The sequence below is a fragment of the Baekduia sp. Peel2402 genome (assembly GCF_052567285.1).
Window position 1 is genome coordinate 727,565 of the sequence record NZ_CP199582.1, and the last position, 18,910, is coordinate 746,474.

At 69.3% G+C, this 18,910-nt stretch carries 16 protein-coding genes; 1 reads left to right on the forward strand and 15 read right to left on the reverse strand.

Annotation, left to right across the window (positions count from 1 at the left end; translation table 11 throughout):
* Positions 1-35: 35 nt before the first annotated feature.
* The 9 genes from ACT01A_RS03565 to ACT01A_RS03605 form a co-directional block, all read right to left on the reverse strand.
* Entirely contained in the window at positions 36-1,244 is a 1,209-nt protein-coding gene (locus ACT01A_RS03565) for a M20/M25/M40 family metallo-hydrolase (RefSeq protein WP_445150870.1), read from the reverse strand.
* 23 nt (positions 1,245-1,267) lie between these two features.
* Positions 1,268-2,893, reverse strand: coding sequence for a 2-isopropylmalate synthase (locus ACT01A_RS03570; RefSeq protein WP_445150871.1), 1,626 nt, complete (start codon positions 2,891-2,893; stop codon positions 1,268-1,270).
* A 184-nt stretch (positions 2,894-3,077) separates the two neighbouring features.
* Positions 3,078-4,082 (reverse strand): zinc-binding dehydrogenase, encoded by a 1,005-nt coding sequence (locus tag ACT01A_RS03575; RefSeq protein ID WP_445150872.1) that lies wholly within the window; start codon positions 4,080-4,082, stop codon positions 3,078-3,080.
* A gap of 13 nt (positions 4,083-4,095) precedes the next feature.
* Positions 4,096-4,509, reverse strand: a complete 414-nt coding sequence (locus ACT01A_RS03580; RefSeq protein WP_445150873.1) for a universal stress protein — start codon at positions 4,507-4,509, stop codon at positions 4,096-4,098.
* On the reverse strand, positions 4,506-6,029 hold the full coding sequence (locus ACT01A_RS03585; protein ID WP_445150874.1) for an APC family permease: 1,524 nt from the start codon (positions 6,027-6,029) through the stop codon (positions 4,506-4,508). Before ACT01A_RS03585 ends, ACT01A_RS03580 begins: the two co-directional genes overlap by 4 nt.
* Before the next feature lie 33 nt (positions 6,030-6,062).
* On the reverse strand, positions 6,063-6,920 hold the full coding sequence (locus ACT01A_RS03590) for an ABC transporter permease (protein WP_445150875.1): 858 nt from the start codon (positions 6,918-6,920) through the stop codon (positions 6,063-6,065).
* A complete protein-coding gene (locus tag ACT01A_RS03595) occupies positions 6,920-7,789 on the reverse strand; it encodes an ABC transporter permease (RefSeq protein WP_445150876.1) in 870 nt (289 codons plus the stop codon). Before ACT01A_RS03595 ends, ACT01A_RS03590 begins: the two co-directional genes overlap by 1 nt.
* Positions 7,790-7,793: 4 nt before the next feature.
* The gene (locus ACT01A_RS03600) at positions 7,794-9,032 is read right to left on the reverse strand and encodes a polyamine ABC transporter substrate-binding protein (protein ID WP_445150877.1); all 1,239 of its coding nucleotides are present in this window, start codon (positions 9,030-9,032) and stop codon (positions 7,794-7,796) included.
* Positions 9,025-10,185: an ABC transporter ATP-binding protein gene (locus tag ACT01A_RS03605; RefSeq protein ID WP_445150878.1), complete on the reverse strand. Its 1,161-nt coding sequence runs from the start codon at positions 10,183-10,185 to the stop codon at positions 9,025-9,027. Before ACT01A_RS03605 ends, ACT01A_RS03600 begins: the two co-directional genes overlap by 8 nt.
* 185 nt (positions 10,186-10,370) lie before the next feature.
* Between ACT01A_RS03605 and ACT01A_RS03610 the strand changes: the two genes are divergently transcribed.
* Positions 10,371-11,213 (forward strand): chromosome partitioning protein ParB, encoded by an 843-nt coding sequence (locus tag ACT01A_RS03610; RefSeq protein WP_445152791.1) that lies wholly within the window; start codon positions 10,371-10,373, stop codon positions 11,211-11,213.
* A 492-nt stretch (positions 11,214-11,705) separates the two neighbouring features.
* Here ACT01A_RS03610 and ACT01A_RS03615 read toward each other — a convergent pair whose 3' ends face one another.
* The 6 genes from ACT01A_RS03615 to serC form a co-directional block, all read right to left on the reverse strand.
* Positions 11,706-12,986, reverse strand: a complete 1,281-nt coding sequence (locus tag ACT01A_RS03615) for an ABC transporter ATP-binding protein (RefSeq protein ID WP_445150879.1) — start codon at positions 12,984-12,986, stop codon at positions 11,706-11,708.
* 23 nt (positions 12,987-13,009) lie between these two features.
* Positions 13,010-13,840: a carbohydrate ABC transporter permease gene (locus tag ACT01A_RS03620; RefSeq protein ID WP_445150880.1), complete on the reverse strand. Its 831-nt coding sequence runs from the start codon at positions 13,838-13,840 to the stop codon at positions 13,010-13,012.
* Positions 13,841-14,725: a carbohydrate ABC transporter permease gene (locus tag ACT01A_RS03625; protein ID WP_445152792.1), complete on the reverse strand. Its 885-nt coding sequence runs from the start codon at positions 14,723-14,725 to the stop codon at positions 13,841-13,843.
* Positions 14,726-14,799: 74 nt separating this feature from the next.
* Positions 14,800-16,059 carry an extracellular solute-binding protein gene (locus ACT01A_RS03630; protein ID WP_445150881.1) on the reverse strand — a complete coding sequence of 420 codons (1,260 nt, stop codon included), beginning with the start codon at positions 16,057-16,059 and terminating at the stop codon, positions 14,800-14,802.
* A 71-nt stretch (positions 16,060-16,130) separates the two neighbouring features.
* On the reverse strand, positions 16,131-17,759 hold the full coding sequence (gene serA / locus ACT01A_RS03635; RefSeq protein WP_445150882.1) for a phosphoglycerate dehydrogenase: 1,629 nt from the start codon (positions 17,757-17,759) through the stop codon (positions 16,131-16,133).
* Entirely contained in the window at positions 17,759-18,892 is a 1,134-nt protein-coding gene (gene serC, locus ACT01A_RS03640) for a phosphoserine transaminase (RefSeq protein ID WP_445150883.1), read from the reverse strand. The genes serA and serC overlap by 1 nt, the downstream gene beginning before the upstream one ends.
* Positions 18,893-18,910: the final 18 nt, after the last annotated feature.

Consider the following 18,910-nt stretch of genomic DNA (forward strand, 5'->3'; position numbering starts at 1 on the left):
CCGCCCCGGCGGAGACAACTGACCGAGGGCATAGGTCAGTCCGCGAAACTTGACGCGATCGCAGCCAAAATCCTGGCCAAAGCTCCAAGTTCCTCTATGGACACGCGCTCATCGACCGCGTGCGCGACCTCAATGCCGTGCGTGCCGACCATCACCGTCGGTACGCCCGCCGCGCACCACAGCCGCATGTCGGCGCCCCATGGGACGCCGGCCACGCGCGCGGCCTGGACGCCCGGTCCGTGCGCGGCGACCGCGTCCAGCGCCAGCCGGGCCAGCGGATGGTCGGCCGGGGTCTGCGCGGAGGCGAACTGGCCGCCGGTCCACTCGACCTCCACCGCCAGCCCGTCTGCGGGCGTCGCGGCAGCGATCGCCTCCACCACTGCCTCCCGCGCCGCCTCGGGAGACTCGCCCACCCGCACCGGCGCGCGGCCCTCGAAGACCAGCCGGTCCGGCACCGACGACGACCACTCCCCCGCCCGCAGCTGCCCGACGACCAGCGGATACGGCAGCGGCAGCTCCGCCATCAGCGGGTGGGCGACGTCGGCATTGAGCGACGCCTCCAACTCGGCCAGCGCCGCGTGGATCGACATGTAGCGGTCGATCGCCGAGACGCCGTGCAGGCGCTGCGCGGCGTGTGCGGCGCGCCCGTGGACGGTGCCCGTGAAGGTCAGCGCGCCGGCCTGGGCGCAGACGACGTCAAAGCCGGTCGGCTCGGGGATCACGCAACCGTCGAACGCCAAGTCCTCCAACAACGCCGCGAAGGCACCAGCGCCGCCGTCCTCCTCGCCGGAGACCAGCACGACCTCCGTGTTGCCGCCCACCGCCGCGAGCGCGTGCAGCGCCGCAGCGACCCCGCCCTTCATGTCGGCGCTGCCGCGCCCGTGGAGGAAGCCGCCGTCGATCGCGCCCGACCACGGCCCGCCGTACGACCACGGCTCCGAGCCGACGCCGACGACGTCGAGGTGACCGCAGAGCGCGAGGCGCGGGCGGTCGGCGGCGGGGACGGCGGACGGCGCGCGGACGCGGAGGGTGAGCAGCTCGGTCCGCGGCGCCTCCTCGCCGGGGAAGTCTGGGTGGCCACGCACGGCGTCGAGGTCGTGCTCCACAAGCCGTGCTTCAAGCCCGAGCGCCGAAGCGAGCGCAGCCGCGCGCTCTAGCACCGCGCGCTCGTCGCCGGTGACGCTCGGGACCCGGACCAGCTCAGACGCCGTCGCGGCGACCGCGGCGGCGTCGAGCAAGTCCATGTCCGTGCCTACGGCCTACGCGGCTACGGCGTCTGCGCGAGCTCGGCGTCGGTGGCCGCGGCCTGGGCCTTGCCCACCGCGTTCCCGAGCGCGCGCACGTAGGCGATCGCCGCGGCGTGGATGATGTCCGGCGCGACCGCCTGCGCGGCGCCCGTGACGCGCTTGCCGCTCAGCACGCCTGGCGTGTCGTGCTTGACCGCGTCTTCGGGCGACCCGAGCTCCACGACCACCGAGACCTCGCCGAGCGCGTCCTGGCCGCCCGTGACCGCGTCGACCCGGAACTCGCGCAGGCGCGCGTCGATCTTGGTGGCGGAGTTGATCGCGCGGAAGATCGCGTCGACGGGGCCGTCGCCGTTGAACGTGCCCTCGACGACGGAGTCGTCCGGCGTGCGCACGGCGACCTTGGCGAACGGCGGGCGCTGGTTGGAGGCCTCGACCTCGAACCACTCCAGCGCGTAGCCGGCCTGCGACTCGTCGGCGCGCAGCTCGTCGGTGACCAGCGCCTCGAGGTCCATCGCCGTGACCTGCTTCTTGCGGTCGGCGATCTCCTTGAAGCGCTCGAAGGCCAGCTTGAGCTGTGAGCCGTCGATCTTGTAGCCCAGGTCCTCCAGCGCCTGGCGCAGCGCCGCGCGGCCGGAGTGCTTGCCCAGCACGATCGAGTTGGCGTCCAGGCCGACGGACCGCGCGTCCATGATCTCGTAGGTCTCGCGCGCCTTCAGCACGCCGTCCTGGTGGATCCCGGACTCGTGCGCGAACGCGTTCTTGCCGACGATCGCCTTGTTGGGCTGGACGCTGTAGCCGGTCAGCCGCGAGACCAGCCGCGACGTGCGCGCGATCTCGGTCGTCACCGCGCCGGTCGTGTAGCCGAGGCGATCGCGGCGCGTGTGCAGGAGCATGATCAGCTCCTCCAGGGACGCGTTGCCGGCGCGCTCGCCGATGCCGTTGACGGCGCACTCGATCTGCCGCGCGCCCGCGCGCACGCCGGCCAGCGAGTTGGCGACCGCCAGCCCGAGGTCGTCGTGGCAGTGGGTCGAGACGACGACGTCGCGCAGGCCCGGAACCAGCTCGTAGAGCTCGGTCAGGAACTCCGCGTACTCGTCCGGCGTCGCGTAGCCGACCGTGTCGGGGATGTTGATGGTGGTCGCGCCCTCTTCGAGCGCGATCCGCAGGACCTCGGCGGTGAAGGCCGGCTCGGAGCGCGTCGCGTCCATCGGCGAGAACTCGACGTCCTCGCAGAGCGCCTTGGCCTGGGCGACCGAGGCGCGCGCCAGACCCTTGACGTCCTCGCGCGTGGACTGCAGCTGGTGCTGGATGTGGATGTCGGACGTGCTCAGGAACGTGTGGATCCGAGGTCGCTCGGCGTCCTGGATCGCCTCCCAAGCACGATCGATGTCGGCCGCGTTGGCGCGGGCAAGAGCGCAGATCACCGGACCCTGGACCTCTCGCGCGATCGTCCGCACGGCCTCGAAGTCGCCGGGCGAGGCGATCGGGAACCCGGCCTCGATGATGTCGACCCCCAGGCGCGCGAGCTGCTGGGCGATCTCGAGCTTCTCCGCCGCGTTGAGCGAGATGCCGGGCGACTGCTCGCCGTCGCGCAGGGTCGTGTCGAACAGCAGGACGCGGTTCGGATCTTCAGGGACCAGGGACATGTCGTTGCTACTCCGTTCTCAGATGGGCTCGTGTGCTGCGGCTTCTTCTTCGTGCTGGTTCGCGGCTTCTGGCGGCCGCCACGCGCTGCTATTCCCCCTAGCGGGGGAGGAGAAGAAGCCGGAGGTCGAGCAAGAGGAACGACATGGACTTGGGTCTGAGCCTAGCAAGGTCGCACGGCGACTTCTACGGAACCAGCACGACCTTGCCCACGTTCTCGCGCGCCCCGATGATCCGGTGGGCCTCGGGCGCGTCGGCGAACGGGATCGCGGCGTGGACGACGGGCTTGACCACGCCGGAGGCCAGCGCCTCGTCCAGCGGCGAGATCCACGGCTCCAGCGTGCCGCGGTCGTCCCAGAGCGACAGCATGTTCAACCCGATGATGGCCTTGGACTCGCCCATCTGCTTGATGAGGTCAAAGCCGCGGAACATCCGCGCGGCGTGCGGCAGCGCGTTGCGCAGGTTGCGCTTCTCGTGCTGGTGGACCGACGAGGCGCCGAAGGCGACCAGCCGCCCACCGGGGCGCAGCAGGTTGTAGGACGTGCGGAACGACTTGCCGCCGATCGCGTCCATGATCAGGTCGTACTTCGGCAGGTCCTTCCACCAGCCGTCGCGGCGGTAGTCGATCGCGCGGTCGACGCCCTGCTCGGCCAGCGCCGCGTGCTTGCCGGGCGACGCGGTGCCGTGGACCTCGGCGCCGGCGTGCTTGGCCAGCTGCGTGGCGGCGATGCCGACGCCGCCGGCCGCGGCCTGGATCAGCACGCGCTCGCCGGGGCGCAGCGAGCCGTAGCCGAGCAGCCCGGCCCAGGCGGTCGCGTAGTTGACGGGGATCGCGGCGCCCTGCTCGAAGCTCAGGCTGTCCGGCAGCGGGATCGCGTCGGACGCCGTCACGACGACCTGCTCGGCGTAGCCGCCGAAGCGCGTGCCCGCCATCATGCGCTGGCCCTGGCGGGCCGGGTCGACGCCCTCGCCGAGCGCGGTGATCGTCCCCGCGACCTCGTAGCCGACGACGGCCGGCAGCGGCGGCGCGTCCTCGTACAGGCCGACGCGCGCCATCGTGTCGGCGAAGTTCACGCCCGCGGCACGGACCTCGATCTTCACCTGCCCCGGTCCCGGCGATGGCGGGTCCGGCCGCTCCTCGACCTTCAGGACCGACGGATCTCCGGTTTTGGTGATGACGACTGCGCGCATGATGCGCGCCAGCCTACGCTTGTGCGCGCACCACCAGCACCGGTCGTGCGCTGAGGTGCAGCAAACGCGTCGGCGTCGAGCCGACGAGCACGGACTTCAGCGGCCGCTCGCCGTTGGAGCCGACGACGATCATCGACGCGCTGACCTCGTCGGCCGCCGCGATCAGGCCCGCGGCCGGATCCTGCATCCGCACGTCGGAGGACACGACGACGCCGGCGGCGGCCGCCGTCGCCAGGGCCTCGCCGACGACCGCCTCGCCGCGCTCACGGATCGCGTCGTCGAGGTCGTGCAGCTCGCCGCCCAGTCGCGGCGACTCGAACGAGAACACGATGTGCACGCCCTCCCCCAGCCGCCCGGCCAGGTCCAGCGCCGTGGCGTAGGCGGCACGTGCGCCGTCGCTGCCGTCGTAGCCGACCACGAGCGTCACGACGACACCGCCTCCTTGCGCGCGACGCGGTCGGTGACCGTCGCCGCGATCTCCGGGTCGACCGGCTCGGGCTTGCGCTTGAAGAACTCCGGCTGGGTGCCGTACTGATAGGCCAGCAGCGCGAGCCCGAGCAGGATCATGATGATGGTGATGACCACCGGCGAGCCGATGCCGAAGACCGCCTTGGCGTAGCCGCCGTCGGAGGCCGAGTACTCGATCGACGCCTTGACGAACACGTAGCCCAGGATCGTCGCGCCGAGCATCGGCAGGAAGCCGAGGAAGAGGAAGTTGCGCGCCGAGGCGAACAGGTGGCGGCGGTAGAACCACGTGCACGCCACGCCGGTGATCCCGTAGTAGAAGGCGATCGTCAGCGACAGCGAGGTGAAGGCGTCGGCGATCAGGTTCTCGCTCAGCGCCATCAGCGCCACGAAGACGATGATCGACACGGCGCCCATCCAGATCGTGGAGACCGACGGCGTCATGTAGCGCGGGTGGATCGTGCCGAAGCGCTTGGCCAGCGCGCCCTTGCGCGCCATCGACAGCGACGTGCGCGTCGCCGGCAGGATCGTCGTCTGCGTCGACGCGCTGGCCGACGTCAGGACCGCGATGATCAACAGCTTGTCCAACGGGCTGCCGAGCACGGCGTTCCCGATCGGCGCGAAGACGTCGTCCTGGTTGTCGATCAGCGACTGGACGCCGCCGAAGGCCTGCGCGGCGATCGCGACGAACACGTAGATCCCGAGCAGGATGAAGGTCGAGACGACGGCGGCCTTGCCCGAGGAGGTCGCGCCGTCCTCGGTCTCCTCGTTGACGCTGACCGCGGAGTCCCAACCCCAGTAGATGAAGATGCCGAGCAGGATGCCGCCCGCCAGCGCGCCCGCGCTGGAGATCTCGAAGGGGTTGATCCACGAGAAGCTCGGGTGGATCGAGCCCTCGGGATCCGAGGTGTACACCTTGACCAGCGCGACGACCGCGAACAGCGCGAGCGTGAGGAACTCCATCCCCAGCAGCAGCTGCTGGGTGCGCGCCGACAGCTCGATGCCGATGTAGCAGATGCCCGTCATCAGCAGGATCCAGATCACGCCGATGACCGCGACCGTCAGCGTCGACGGGTCCTCGACGCCGACCAGCTGGCAGGAGTAGAAGCCGGCGATCGACGCGAGGCTGGGCATCACCAGGACGTCAGCGACCAGGACCGCCCAGCCCGACAGCCAGCCGATCCTCGGCCCGAGCGCGAGCGTGACCCACGAGAACGTCGTGCCGCAGTCGGGGTCGGCGCGGTTCATGTAGTTGTAGGCCGCGGCGATGCAGCCCATCGGGATGAACGCCAGCAGGATGACGGCCGGCGCCTGGAGCCCGATGCCGGTGACCGCGACGATGAAACCGAGCGTCGCCGCGAGGCTGTACCCGGGCGCCGTCGACGCGACGGCGATGACGACGCCCGAGATGTAGCTGATGGCTCCGCTCTTCAGCGCGGGCGGCGCCGGGGCATCGGAGGGAGACGTGGGCACGGCGCTCATGGCGCGAGCGTAGTGCCCGTGTCCAGCCCGGCGCTAACCCCGCGCGCCCGCCTCCGCCAGCTGCTCAGCCGGGATGTCGATCCCGGTCGCCACCCGGTCGCGCTTGGCCAGGTAGCGCTGGAGGAAGACGTTCAAGGCCATCAGGACGAGGACGAACAGCAGCAGCATCGTCGCCAGCACGTTGACCTCTGCCGGGACGCCCTGGCGCGTCGCGCCGAAGATGAACAGCGGGAACGTCTGCGTCGAGCCGGCGTTGAACGACGTCACGACGTAGTCGTCGACCGAGATCGCGGCGGCCAGCAGCGCGGCCGACGCCACGCCCGGCGCGATCATCGGCAGCGTCACCTTGCGGAACGTCGTCCACTCGGCGGCCCCGAGGTCCATCGCCGCTTCCTCAATATGTCGGTCCATGCCCTCTAGTCGGGCTCTCACCGTCACCACCACGTAGGACACCGTGAACATCACGTGGGCGATGATGATCGTGACCATGCCCGTGTCGACGTGCGCGGTCAGGAACAGGCCCAGCAGCGCGGCGCCGAGGACGACCTCGGGCGTGGCCAGCGGCAAGAACACGAACATGTCGGTCACGGCCTTGCCGCGGAAGCCGTAGCGGACCAGCGCCAGCGCCATGAACGTGCCCAGGGCGACGGCGATGACCGTCGTCGCCAGCGCGATGATCAACGAGTTCTGCAGCGCCGTCGTCAGGTCGCTGTTGGAGAACGGGTGCGCCCAGTGCTTCAGCGTGAAGCCCTGCCACGTGAAGTTAAAGCGCCCCTTGTTGTCGTTGAACGAGTAGAGGATGACGATGAAGATCGGGATGAACAGGTACAGGAGCGCGAGCCCCGACCAGACCCCGAGCAACCCGTTGCGCAGGCGGTTGTTGTTGAGCATCACACGGCCTCCCGCAGCGACTTGGTCCCGAGCACCCTGGCGTAGAGCAGGATGCCGATCAGGATCCCCGTCATCAGGATGAACGACAGCGCCGCGGCCGTCGGGTAGTCCAGGATGTTGAGGAACTTGCTCTGGATGACGTTGCCGATCATGTACTGCTTGGGCGTCCCGAGCAGCGCGGCGTTGATGAAGTCACCGCAGGCCGGGATGAACGTCAGCAACGAGCCGGCGAAGATGCCGGGCAGCGCCAGCGGCAGGGTGACCTTGCGAAACGCGGTGGTGCGGCTCGCGTAGAGATCGGTGGCCGCCTCGATGAGCCTGCGGTCGATCTTCTCCAGGCTGACGTACAACGGCAACGCCATGAACGGCAGGAAGTTGTAGGTGATGCCGGCGATCACGGCCTTGGTCGTCGCCAGCAGGCGGCCGTCGTTGCTCAGCAGCCCAACGTCCTGCAGCCGCGCGACGACCCAGCCGTTGTCGTTGAGGATCAGCTGCCAGGAGACCGTCCGCAGCACGTAGGACGTGAAGAACGGCAGGATCACCAGCAGCAGCATGAAGTTCTTCCACCGGCCCGCCTTGTAGGCCATGAAGTAGGCCAGCGGGAAGGCGATGATCACGCACAGGACCGTGGCGATGCCGGCGTAGAGGATCGAGCGGCCAAACTGCGTGGAGTAGTCGCTGATCGCGTCGGAGTAGGTCGCCCAGTGCCACTGCAGGGTGTAGCCCTGCTCAGGGTTGCCGGTCATCAGCGACACGCCGAGCTGGTTGACCAGCGGGATCGCGTAGAAGACGATCAGCCACAGCAGGCCCGGCCCGAGGAACAGGTAGGGCAGCAGCGAGCGGCGGGTGCGGAGGCTCAGTCGCAGCATCGGCTCAGGCCCCTGTCACGTCGGCCATCGCCGACTGCATCTCGCGCTCTTCGGCGGGCGTCAGCGCCGGATAGGCGTGCAGCCGGGCCCGGACGTCGTCGGGCGGGAAGATCAGCGGGTTGTTGGCGATGTCGGGGTCGGTCTTGAGCAGGACCTCCTTGGCCCCGTTCACCGGCGTGATGTAGTTCACGTACGCCGCCACCTTGGCCGCGACCTCGGGCTCGTAGTAATAGTTCATGAGCACCTCGGCCCCATACGGATGGCTCACCGGCTTGGGCATCATCATGTTGTCGGTGAACAACATGGCGCCCTCCTTGGGGTAGATGAACTCCAGGTCGGGGTTGTCGGCTTGGAGCTGCACGAGGTCGCCGGAGTAGGCGACCGAGACCCAGACGTTGCCCTTGGCCAGATCGGTCGTGTAGTCGTTGCCGGTGAAGCGGCGGATCTGCCCGGCGTCCTTGGCGGTCTTGATCTTGTCGATCGCCTTGAGGATCTCGTCGATCGAGGCCTTCGACGCGTCGATCCCCATGCCCAGCAGCACCAGGCAGGCGGTGTCGTAGGGCTCGGAGAGCATCGTCACGCGGCCCTTGAAGGCGGGGTCGAAGAGGTCGTTGACGCTCTCCAGCTTGCGCCCGGTCTTCTTGGGGTTGTAGCCGATCCCGGTGCCGCCGGACTGCCACGGCAGCGTGTAGGTGCGCTGCGGGTCGTAGTTGATCGACTTGAGGTTGGAGACCAGGTTCTTGATGTTCGGGATGTTCTTCTTGTCCAGCGGCGTCGTGTAGCCGTCGCGGACCCAGCGGGCGGCCATGTAGTCGGTCAGCGTCACGATGTCGCGGCCGATGTCGCGCCCGGTCGCCAGCTGCTGGCGGACCTTGCCGAAGAACTCGAAGTTGTCGTTGATCTCCTCGACGTACTTGACCTTGGTGCCGTAGCGCTTGTCGAAGGTCTTCAGCGAGTGCTCGTCGATGTACAGCGGCCAGTTCGCCCACACCATCCCGGCCATCGAGGCCTTCGGGTGGTTGACCGTGACTTTCTTCTTGGCGTCGACGGCGTTCTGGGCCTCGCCCTCGATCGAGCAGCCCGCCAGCGCGGAGCCCAGGGCGGTCAGGCCGAGGGCGGCGGCCCCGCCGCGGCCGAGGAAGCGCCGGCGGTTGACGCCGCCGACGTGGTCCGGGCCGCCTTCGTCGAAGAGCAGGCGCTCCAGCGCCCGCTCGACGTCGGCGTCGCGCGGCTGCTCAGGCATCCCGGGTGACGACGAAGGTGTGCTGCGGGTCCCAGGTCAGCAGGACCTCGTTGCCGACGCCCAGGCCCGCGGGCTGCGCGGCACCGCTGTTGGGCGCGATGACCGTCAGCTCCTCCCCGCCCGGCGCGGTGATCACGTACTGGATCGACACGCCGAGGAACGACGCGACCGTGACCGTGCCGCGCAAGGCGTTGCGGCCAGCGGGGACGCCGTCGGCGGCCGGGACCAGCTCGACCTTCTCGGGCCGCACGCCGATGCGGACCGCATCGCCGGGCGCCTCGTCCATGCGGGCGCACGGGACGGAGACCGTGCCGTCGGGCGTCTCGACGCGCGCGATCTCGGCGCCGCGCTCCAGCACCTTGCCGTCGACGAGGTTCGAGATCCCGAGGAAGTTGGCGACGAACGCGGTGTGCGGGCGCTCGTAGAGGTCCTCGGCGGTGCCGGCCTGCTCGATCCGGCCCTTGTTCATGACCGCGATCGTGTCGGCCATCGACATGGCCTCCTCCTGGTCGTGGGTCACGTGCACGAACGTGATCCCGACCTCCTGCTGGATGCGCTTGAGCTCGATCTGGAGCTGCTTGCGCAGGCGCAGGTCCAGCGCGCCGAGCGGCTCGTCGAGCAGCAGCGCGCGCGGGCGGTTGACCAGCGCGCGGGCCAGCGCGACGCGCTGGGCCTGGCCGCCGGAGAGCTGGCCGGGCTTGCGCTTGGCCAGCGGGCCGAGCTGGACCATCTCCAGCGCCTCGCCGACGCGCGTCTTGGCCTCGGCCTTGGCGACGCCCTTGCGCTCCAGGCCGAAGGCGACGTTGCGCTCGACGCTCAAGTGCGGGAACAACGCGTAGGACTGAAAGACCGTGTTGACGTCGCGCTTGTAGGGCGGCAGGTCTGTGACGGCTTGGCCGCCCAGGTAGACCACGCCCGCGGTCGGGTCCTCGAACCCGCCGATCATGCGCAGCGTCGTCGTCTTGCCGCAGCCCGACGGGCCCAACAGCGCGTAGAACGCGCCGCGTTCGATCGACAACGTCAAGTCGTCGACGGCGACCGCGTCGCCGAAGCGCTTCGTGACGTTCTCGAGACGGATGTCCGCTTCCGCCGACGCGTTTTGCGCGCCGGGGCGCTCGCCCGCATCTGGGGCGGCGGTCGGTGACCCCTCCATTACATGGCCCTCCTCGTGTGGCCCTTCACCGGATCGTCCAAACCTAGTAACGCCTACGCACCCCAGTCAACGCGCTTTCGGCCTCGCGGTCGACGGTTCGGCATCAGCGTTGTCCGATGTGGAGCACGCGGTCGGGGGTGCCATCTGGCGGGTAGACACTGAAGGTGCCCCCGCGCACCACCGGCATGGCAGGTGCCGACGCCCAGGACGACTTCCTGCGCGCGCGCCGCCGCCTGGCCTTGTCCCGCCTGCTGCGGTGGATGCGGCGCGAGCCCGGCGACGTCGACCACATCCTGCCCTTCGACGAGGTCGTCGGCGCGCTGGGACGCCTGCAAGAGCGCGACGCGGGGCTTCGCGTCATCCCGTTGGATGCGATCGTCGGGACGGTCGACAAGTTGCAGGGCTTTGACCGGCACTTCCGGCCGACGTCGCCGGCGGTGCGCGCGCGCTGGGAGCGGATCGCGGCGGCGATGCGGCGCGGCGAGCCGATGCCGCCGATCGATGTCTACCGGGTCGGCGACGCGTACTTCGTCCGCGACGGGCACCATCGGGTGTCGGTCGCACGGGCTTTGGGTCATGGCGACATCGAGGCGCACGTGACCGACGTCGTGACCCGCGTGGGCGCCGGGCGGGACCTGCTGCGCGCCGACTTGCCGCTGAAGTCCCACGAGCGCGTCTTCTTCGAGCGCGTGCCGCTGCCGCGTGAGGCGCGCGAGCGGGTGCGGCCGAGCGATCCGTGGGACTTCGGGAGGCTGGCGGAGAACGTCGAGGCCTGGGGCTGGCGGTGGTGTCAGGAGCATTCGCGCTTGATCGATCGGCGCGAGCTGGCGCGGCGCTGGTACGAGGAGGAGTACGTGCCGGTGGTGACGCTGCTTCGCGACGCGGGGATGCTGGGTCGCTCCGGGACCGAGGCCGACGCCTATCTGCGGGTTGGATCCGACCGCTACCGGCTGCTGCGCACGCACGAGTGGAGCGAGGACGTGCTGGCGCGGCTGCGGGATGCGGAGGGGCGGTCGTCGTCCGCGTGAGCCTCGGCGTTGATGGTGGTGCGCGGGGCGTTGGTGGTTCTTCGCTCATCAAAGGGTGTGAGAGCGGTGTGGCGTGGCGACCGCCGTGTGCGTGGATCGTCGTGGTGGGCGCTGCCGGCGGCGGGGATTTAACAGCGCATCAAGACATTAATCCGGGCCTCAAGGGGCGTCCGTCGACCCTGGGGTTTGAGGGTTCGGGCCCGAAGGACGCTCGATTGGGGGTCCGGGTCGTTTTAGCGTCGTATATCGACGCTAACTCGACCCGGACCCCGATTTCGAGGTGCGGGTCGCTTGAGCCGGACATATTCCGGTTGCAGCGACCCGGATCTCCGAAACCCCTGGTCCCTCGAACCCCGGCGGTCGAGGGACCGCCGTGGAGGCCGAGTCTGATGTCTTGATGCGGCTGTAAATCCCCGCCGCCGGCAACGCCACAAGCGACGATCCACACCGAAGACGGTCGCCACGCCTCAACGGCCTCACGCCCTTGATGATTCAGGCCTGCGGCTGCGCGGGCGGTACGTCAGAAGCCGATGTGTCGGAGGCGTCGGCATCGCGGGCGAAGCGGCCAGCACCCGACGAGGCGGCGGCGTCGCCATCCGAAGCCCGCAGCGCCCGGCCGTCCTCCCCGTGGAACAGGTGGATCCGGCTCGTGTCCATCCACAGCCGCGCCTTCTCCCCCGTCTTGACCGAGGTCTCCGCGTCCAGGCGCGCGACGGCGCGGCCTTCGGTGTCCGGGAGGTCGGCGGCGCCGCTCTCGGCGGCGAGGTCGGCGAGCTCGTCGTGGTCGGGGCCCGAGCCTTCGTAGTTGAAGTAGGCGTAGACCTCGGAGCCCATCGACTCGGTGATGTCGATCGGCGCCTCGAACTCCACGCCGTGCGAGGACTGCTCGCCGACGAGCGAGGCGTCTTCGAAGTGCTCGGGCCGGATGCCGACGACGAGGTCGCCGCGGCCCGCGTCGCCATCGGACAGCGCGCGGCGGTGGGCGTCGGTCAGCGGGATGTCGGCGAACGGGAGCTTCAGGGTGTCCCCGTCGACCTTGCCGCTGAAGAAGTTCATCGACGGCGAGCCGATGAAGCCCGCGACGAAGAGGTTGTCGGGCCGCTCGTAGAGGTTCTTCGGCGAGTCGACCTGCTGCAGGATCCCCGCGCGCATCACGGCGACGCGATCACCCAAGGTCATTGCCTCGGTCTGGTCGTGCGTGACGTAGATCGTCGTCGTCTCCAGGCGCTTCTGGATCCGCGAGACCTCGGCGCGCATCTGCACGCGCAGCTTCGCGTCGAGGTTCGAGAGCGGCTCGTCCATCAAGAACGCCTTTGGCGAGCGCACGATCGCCCGCCCCATCGCCACGCGCTGACGCTGGCCGCCCGACAGGTTGGCCGGCTTGCGGTCCAGGTGCTGGGTCAGATCCAGGATCTTGGCGGTCTTGTCGACGCGCTCCTTGATCTCCGCGTCCGGCAGCTTGGCCAGCCGCAGCGGGAAGGCCATGTTCTCGCCCACCGTCATGTGCGGGTACAGCGCGTAGGACTGGAAGACCATCGCGATGTCGCGGTCTTTGGGCGCCTTGTCGTTGACGACCTGGCCGTCGATCAGCAGCCGCCCGTCGGTGATGTCCTCCAGGCCCGCGACCATTCGCAATGCCGTTGACTTGCCACAGCCCGACGGCCCGACCAGGATCAGGAACTCGCCGTCGCCGATCTCGAGGTCGAGGTGCTTGACCGCCTCGTAGCCGTCGTCGTAGCGCTTGGTGATGTCGTCGAGGGTGATGCCCGCCATGGGACTCGCTCCTTGGAACCCGTCTAGCCCTTGACCGCGCCGGCCGTCAGGCCCGCCACGATCCGCCGTTGGAAGAAGAGGACCATCAGGACGATTGGGATCGTCACGATGATGGCCGCCGCCGCGATCGCGCCTGTCGGCGCCGTGAACTGCGACACGCCGGTAAAGCTCTGGATCGCGGGCGGAACCGTCTGTGCCTTGGTCGTCGACGTCAGCGATAGCGCGAAGACGAAGTCGTTCCAGGCGTAGATGAACACCAGGATCGCCGTCGTGAACACGCCCGGCGCCGCCAGAGGCAGGATGACCTTGCGGAACGCCTGCGCCGGCGTCGCGCCGTCCATCTGGGCCGCCTGTTCGAGCTCCCACGGTATCTCGCGGAAGAACGCGCTGAGCGTGAAGATCGCCAGCGGCAGCGTGAACGTCATGTAGGGGATGATCAGGCCGGCCCACGTGTCGTAGAGGCCGAGCGTGCGCCACATGTCGTACAGCGGGCCGACGATCGACACCGGCGGGAACATCGCGATCGCCAGCGAGGCACTGAGGATCAGGCGCTTGCCCGGGAAGTCCAGGCGCGCGATCGCGTAGGCCGCCATCGACGCCAGGGTCACCGCGATGATCGTCGAGATCGCCGCGATCCCGAGCGAGTTGCGCAAGGCCTTGGTGAAGATGTCCTGGTCGAAGATCGAGCTGTAGCTGTCAAACGAGAACGTCTTGGGAATGAGCCGGCCGTCGTTGACCGTCGCCGGGTCCTTCAGCGACAGCGACAGCAGCCACAGCACCGGGAACAGCGCGGCGACGACGATGACGGCCTCGGCGCCGGCCCACCCGAACCACTTCTTGCGATCGACGGCCATCTAGTTCTCACCCCGCTGCTGGGCCAGGTTGGCCCCCAGGAACTTGACGTACAGGAACGCGATCAACAACACGCACACGAAGACCAACACCGACACCGCCGAGCCGAGCCCCAGGTTGAGGCGGATCAGCAGCGTGTTGTACGACAGCTGCGAGACCGTCTCGATCGCGCGGTTGGAGCCGTTGGACAGCACCTGGACCGTGTCGAAGATCCGGAAGGCGTCCAGCGTGCGGAACAGCAGCGCGACCAGGATCGCCGGCTTCATCAGCGGGATCGTGATCTTCCAGAAGCGCTGCCACGTGGAGGCGCCGTCGACCTTGGCCGCCTCGTGCAGGTCGTCGGGCACCAGCGCCAGGCCGGATAGCAACAGCAAGGCCATGAACGGCGTCGTCTTCCAGACCTCGGCCAGGATCGCCGTCAGGTAGGTCGACCAGGTCGTGATCAGCGGGTCGTCCTGGAGGTTCAGCACGGCCGGGACGAAACCGCCGTCGGCCTTGGAGAACGCCAGCCGCCACGCGAACGCGGCGACGACCGTGACGATGCCGTAGGGCACCAACGCGCTGGTGCGAATCAGGCCGCGGCCCATGATCGCGCGGTGCATCGCCAAGGCCAACAACATGCCGAGGACCAGCTCGATGATCACCGACAGCACGGTCAGGATCATCGTGTGGCCGAGATCCTTCCACCACAGGTTGGACGACAACACCGTGATGTAGTTGTCGAGGCCGACCCAGGCGGTGCGGTCCGGGAAGCGCAGGTCGCTGCGGTGCAGCGACAACCAGATCGCGTAGAGGATCGGGTACGCGGTGACCGCGAGCATCACGACCACGGCGGGCGCGCAGAGCATCCACCCCAGCTTGCGCTCGGCGCGGGTGCGCTCGCTCAGGCGCGGCTTGGCGCCGCTCTCCTTCAGCGCGCCACGCTCGATCTCAGCACCGGCAGCGGTTGGCGTCGTCGAGCTCACAGCAGCCCCTTCGATTCGAGCGCGTCGCCGAGGCGCTTCTTGAGCTTGTCCAGCGTCGTCTGCGGGTCCTTGATGTCAGCGGCGGGCGACAGCGTCGAGGAGACCGCGAGCGAGACGTCGGCGTACAGCGGCGTCACGGGCCGCACGCCGGCAGCATCGAGCTGCTCCTTGACGATCTCGGAGAAGGGATAGGACTTCTTGAACTTGGGGTCGGCGTAGACCGCCGACAGCGTCGGGGGCAGCGAGTCGAGCTGCGCGTAGAGGCGCTCGGGCTGCTCGGAGGCCAAGCACGTGGCGGCGTCGAAGGCCTCCTGGCTGTGCTTGGTGTGGGCGCCGACGCCCCAGTTGAAGCCGCCGATCGGGGCGCGGGCCTCGCCGCCCTCCTTGACGCTCGGGTAGGGCGCCCAGGCGATGTCGTCCTTCAAGCCCTTGACCGTGGTGTTGCTCTGGGCCGAGGCGTACACGAACGGGTAGTTGAGCTCGAACGCCGTGCCGGTCGGGACCTCGAAGGCCTGGCGCGCCTGGTCCTCCTTGGCGGCCGGCAGCGACGGGTTGCCCGGGCCTTGCGCGAAGCGCTGCATGATGCCGATGGCCTTGAGCGACGGCTCCTGCTGGAGGCCGACCTTGTCGGTGCCGTCGAGGATCGACCCGCCCGCGCTCTGGAGGACCGAGTTGAACCACACGGTCGTGCCCTCGTACTGCGCGTTGGTGTAGGCGATGGTCGTCTTCAGCTCTTTGGCCGTGTCGATGAGCTGGTCCCACGTCTTGGGCACTGACTTGCCCTTCAGCTGCGACTTGCGGTACCAGAGCAGCTGGGTGTTGGAGTTGCCCGGCGCGGCGTAGAGCTTGTTGTCGTACTCGGCGGTCTTCAGCGGGCCTTCGAGGCGATCCTTCTTCAGCTCGGCGACCTTGTCGGCCGGGAACGGCAGGATCCACTTGGCCTCCGCGAACTCCGCGGTCCAGACGACGTCCATCGCCATCAGGTCGATCGAGGAGTCGCCCGCGGCCAGCCGCCGCACCAGCGACTGGCGCTGGCTGTCAGCGTCGGTGCCGAGCAGGTTCACCTTGATGGTGTACTCGCCCTTGGACTGCTGAGAGCAGTATTCAGCCGCCTTCTGGAACGAGCCGCCGGGCTGGTTGCCCGCCCACCAGTTCAGCGTGACCGTGCCGCTGTTGCTGCTTTCCCCGCCGCCGCAGGCAGCCACCACGAAGGCAGCTGCGACCAGCGCCAGGACCGAGGTGACCCGACTCGACATGACGTCAGGTTCGGTACCCAGGACCAGGCGCCCCGAACCTTGGGTTCGGGGCGCCTTTCCGGTGTGACGTGCTAGAGCGTGATCGCGCGGCCGCCGCTGAAGCCGTCGGACGCCGCGATGGCGTCGACGACGTCGCGCGGGACGGGCGCGTCGGTGGTGACGACCATGACGGCCTCGCCGGCGACAGTGGCGTCGCCGTCCTCGTCGGTGCGGCCGACGGCGGCCGAGACGATGTTCACGCCGGCCTCGCCGAAGGCGGTGCCGATGCGGCCGATGACGCCGGGGCGGTCGCCGTAGCGGAAGACCGCGAGGTGGTCGTCGAGCTGGACGTCGAGCCGCTGGCCCCACGCCTCCAGGAGGTGCGGGCGGTTCTTGCGGCCGAACGTGGTGCCGACGACGCGCTCGCGACCGTCGCCCGAGTGCACGGTGATGCGCACCAGGTTCTCGAAGTCGCGCGAGCTGTCGTTCTTGACCTCGACGACCTCGATGCCGCGCTCCTTGGCGATCGACGGCGCGTTGACGACGTTCAGCTCCTCCTCGGTCTTGCCCGCGAGGACGCCGAGCAGCGTGGCGGTGGCCAACGGCCGCGTGTCGAAGTCGGCGATCCGGCCGAGCAGCTCGATCTCGATCTTCTCGACGCTGCTGCCCTCGGCGAGGACCATCGCGACGTGGCCGAGCTGCTGGCACAGCGGCGCGTACGGACCGAGGACCTCCAAGTCCTCCGCCTTGATCGCCGGGACGTTGACCGCGGTGGTGACCGAGCCGCCGGTCAGGGCGGCGACGACCTGCTCGGCGGCCTGGAAGCCGGCGCGGTCGGTCGCCTCGGCGGTCGAGGCGCCCAGGTGCGGCGTCACGATCACGTTGGGGCGGCCGAAGTACGGCGACTCGGTGAGCGGCTCGGAGCGGAAGACGTCCAGCGCCGCGCCGCCGACCTTGCCGCTGTCCAGCGCGGCGATCAGGTCCTCGTCGTTGATCAGCGGCCCACGGGCGACGTTGAGGACCTTGACGCCGTCCTTGCACTTGGCAATGGCCTCGGCGTCGAGCCAGCCCTCGGTGTCGGGCGTCTTGGGCAGGTGCAGCGTGAGGAAGTCGGCCTCGGCGTAGACGGCGTCGGAGTTCTCGGCCTTCTCGACGCCGAGGTCCTTGTAGCGCTCGGCGCTGACGAAGGGGTCGAACGCGAGCACCCGCATCCCGAAGGACTTGGCGCGCGCGGCCACGAGCTGGCCGATGCGGCCGAAGCCGAGAATGCCGAGGACCTTGCCGTCCAGCTCGACGCCGGACCACTTCGAGCGCTCCCACTTGCCCTCGCCGCTGAGCGCCGCGTGGGCCTGGGGCACGTTGCGGGCCAGGGCGAGCAGCAGCGCCATCGTGTGCTCGGCGGCGGTGACGACGTTGGACTCCGGCGCGTTGGCGACGATGATCCCGCGCTTGGTCGCGGCGGGGACGTCGACGTTGTCGACGCCGACGCCGGCGCGGCCGATGGCCTTCAGGTTGGTGGCCTTCTCGATGAGGTCGGCCGTCATCTTGGTGGCCGAGCGGATCAGGAGGCCGTCGTAGTTGCCGATCTCCGCCGCGAAGTCGAAGCCCTCGACGTCGAACGCCGTCGTGACGTCGAAGTGCTCCTTGAGCAGGTTGATCCCGCTCGCGCCGATCTTCTCGGCCACCAGGACGCGCGTGGCGCCGTTGCCGTTCCCGCTCATTAGGCCTGGGCCTCCACGACGTAGTCGATGGACTTGGTCAGCTGGCGCACGTCCTCGGGCTCGATGGCCGGGAACATGCCGATGCGCAGCTGGTTGCGGCCCAGCTTGCGGTAGGGCTCGGTGTCGACGATGCCGTTCTCGCGCAGCGCCTTGGCGACGGCGGCGGCGTCGATCTTCTCGTCGAAGTCGATCGTGCCGACGACGTAGGAGCGCTTGGCGGGATCGGTCACGAACGGCGTCGCGTACTCGCTCGCCTCGGCCCAGCCGTACAGCGCCTCCGACGACTCGCGCGTGCGGCCGACCGCGAAGTCCAGGCCGCCGTTCTCGTTCATCCACTCCAACTGCGCGTTGAGCAGGATGAGCGTGCCGAGCGCGGGCGTGTTGTAGGTCTGATCCTTGAGCGAGTTGTCCAGCGCCGTGGTCAGCGACAGGAACTCGGGGATCCAGCGGTCGGTGCGCGCGCCGACCTCGGCGATGCGCTCCTGCGCGGCGGGGCTGAGCAGCGCGAGCCAGAGGCCGCCGTCGGCGGCGAAGCACTTCTGGGGCGCGAAGTAGTACACGTCGGTCTGGCTGACGTCGACGGGCAGGCCGCCGGCGCCGGAGGTGGCGTCGATGGCGACCAGCGCGCCGTCGCTGCCGGCCGGGCGCTCGATTCCGACCATGACGCCGGTCGAGGTCTCGTTGTGGGCCCAGGCGACGACGTCGTGTCCGGCCTGGAACTGCGGCGCGGGCGCGTCGCCCGGCTCGGCCTTGATCACGGTCGGGTCGGCCAGGAACGGCGCGCCCTTGGCGACGTTGGCGAACTTGTTGGAGAACTCGCCGTAGCTGAGGTGCAGCGAGCGCTCGCGGATGATCCCGGCGGCGGCGGCGTCCCAGAAGGCGGTCGTGCCGCCGTTGCCCAGCGCGACGACGTAGCCCTCGGGGAGGCTGAAGAGGTCGCTCAGGCCAGAGCGGACGCGTCCGACGAGGTCCTTGACCGGCTTCTGGCGGTGCGACGTGCCGAGCAGGTGCGCGTCGCGCGTCGCCAGCGTGGCGAGCTGCTCCGGCCGCACCTTCGACGGGCCGCAGCCGAATCGCCCATCGGCCGGCTTGAGGTCTTCGGGGATGGTGAGCGTGCTTGCGCTCGTCGTCATGGGGCTCCTCGGGGTCGG

Excerpts from the sequence above, each read along its gene's own strand:
- ACT01A_RS03565 (WP_445150870.1), bottom strand. The coding sequence starts at position 1,244 with ATGGACTTGCTCGACGCCGCCGCGGTCGCCGCGACGGCGTCTGAGCTG.
- ACT01A_RS03570 (WP_445150871.1), bottom strand. The coding sequence starts at position 2,893 with ATGTCCCTGGTCCCTGAAGATCCGAACCGCGTCCTGCTGTTCGACACG.
- ACT01A_RS03575 (WP_445150872.1), bottom strand. The coding sequence starts at position 4,082 with ATGCGCGCAGTCGTCATCACCAAAACCGGAGATCCGTCGGTCCTGAAG.
- ACT01A_RS03585 (WP_445150874.1), bottom strand. The coding sequence starts at position 6,029 with ATGAGCGCCGTGCCCACGTCTCCCTCCGATGCCCCGGCGCCGCCCGCG.
- ACT01A_RS03590 (WP_445150875.1), bottom strand. The coding sequence starts at position 6,920 with ATGCTCAACAACAACCGCCTGCGCAACGGGTTGCTCGGGGTCTGGTCG.
- ACT01A_RS03595 (WP_445150876.1), bottom strand. The coding sequence starts at position 7,789 with ATGCTGCGACTGAGCCTCCGCACCCGCCGCTCGCTGCTGCCCTACCTG.
- ACT01A_RS03600 (WP_445150877.1), bottom strand. The coding sequence starts at position 9,032 with ATGCCTGAGCAGCCGCGCGACGCCGACGTCGAGCGGGCGCTGGAGCGC.
- ACT01A_RS03605 (WP_445150878.1), bottom strand. The coding sequence starts at position 10,185 with ATGGAGGGGTCACCGACCGCCGCCCCAGATGCGGGCGAGCGCCCCGGC.
- ACT01A_RS03610 (WP_445152791.1), top strand. The coding sequence starts at position 10,371 with ATGGCAGGTGCCGACGCCCAGGACGACTTCCTGCGCGCGCGCCGCCGC.
- ACT01A_RS03615 (WP_445150879.1), bottom strand. The coding sequence starts at position 12,986 with ATGGCGGGCATCACCCTCGACGACATCACCAAGCGCTACGACGACGGC.
- ACT01A_RS03620 (WP_445150880.1), bottom strand. The coding sequence starts at position 13,840 with ATGGCCGTCGATCGCAAGAAGTGGTTCGGGTGGGCCGGCGCCGAGGCC.
- ACT01A_RS03630 (WP_445150881.1), bottom strand. The coding sequence starts at position 16,059 with ATGTCGAGTCGGGTCACCTCGGTCCTGGCGCTGGTCGCAGCTGCCTTC.
- serA (WP_445150882.1), bottom strand. The coding sequence starts at position 17,759 with ATGAGCGGGAACGGCAACGGCGCCACGCGCGTCCTGGTGGCCGAGAAG.
- serC (WP_445150883.1), bottom strand. The coding sequence starts at position 18,892 with ATGACGACGAGCGCAAGCACGCTCACCATCCCCGAAGACCTCAAGCCG.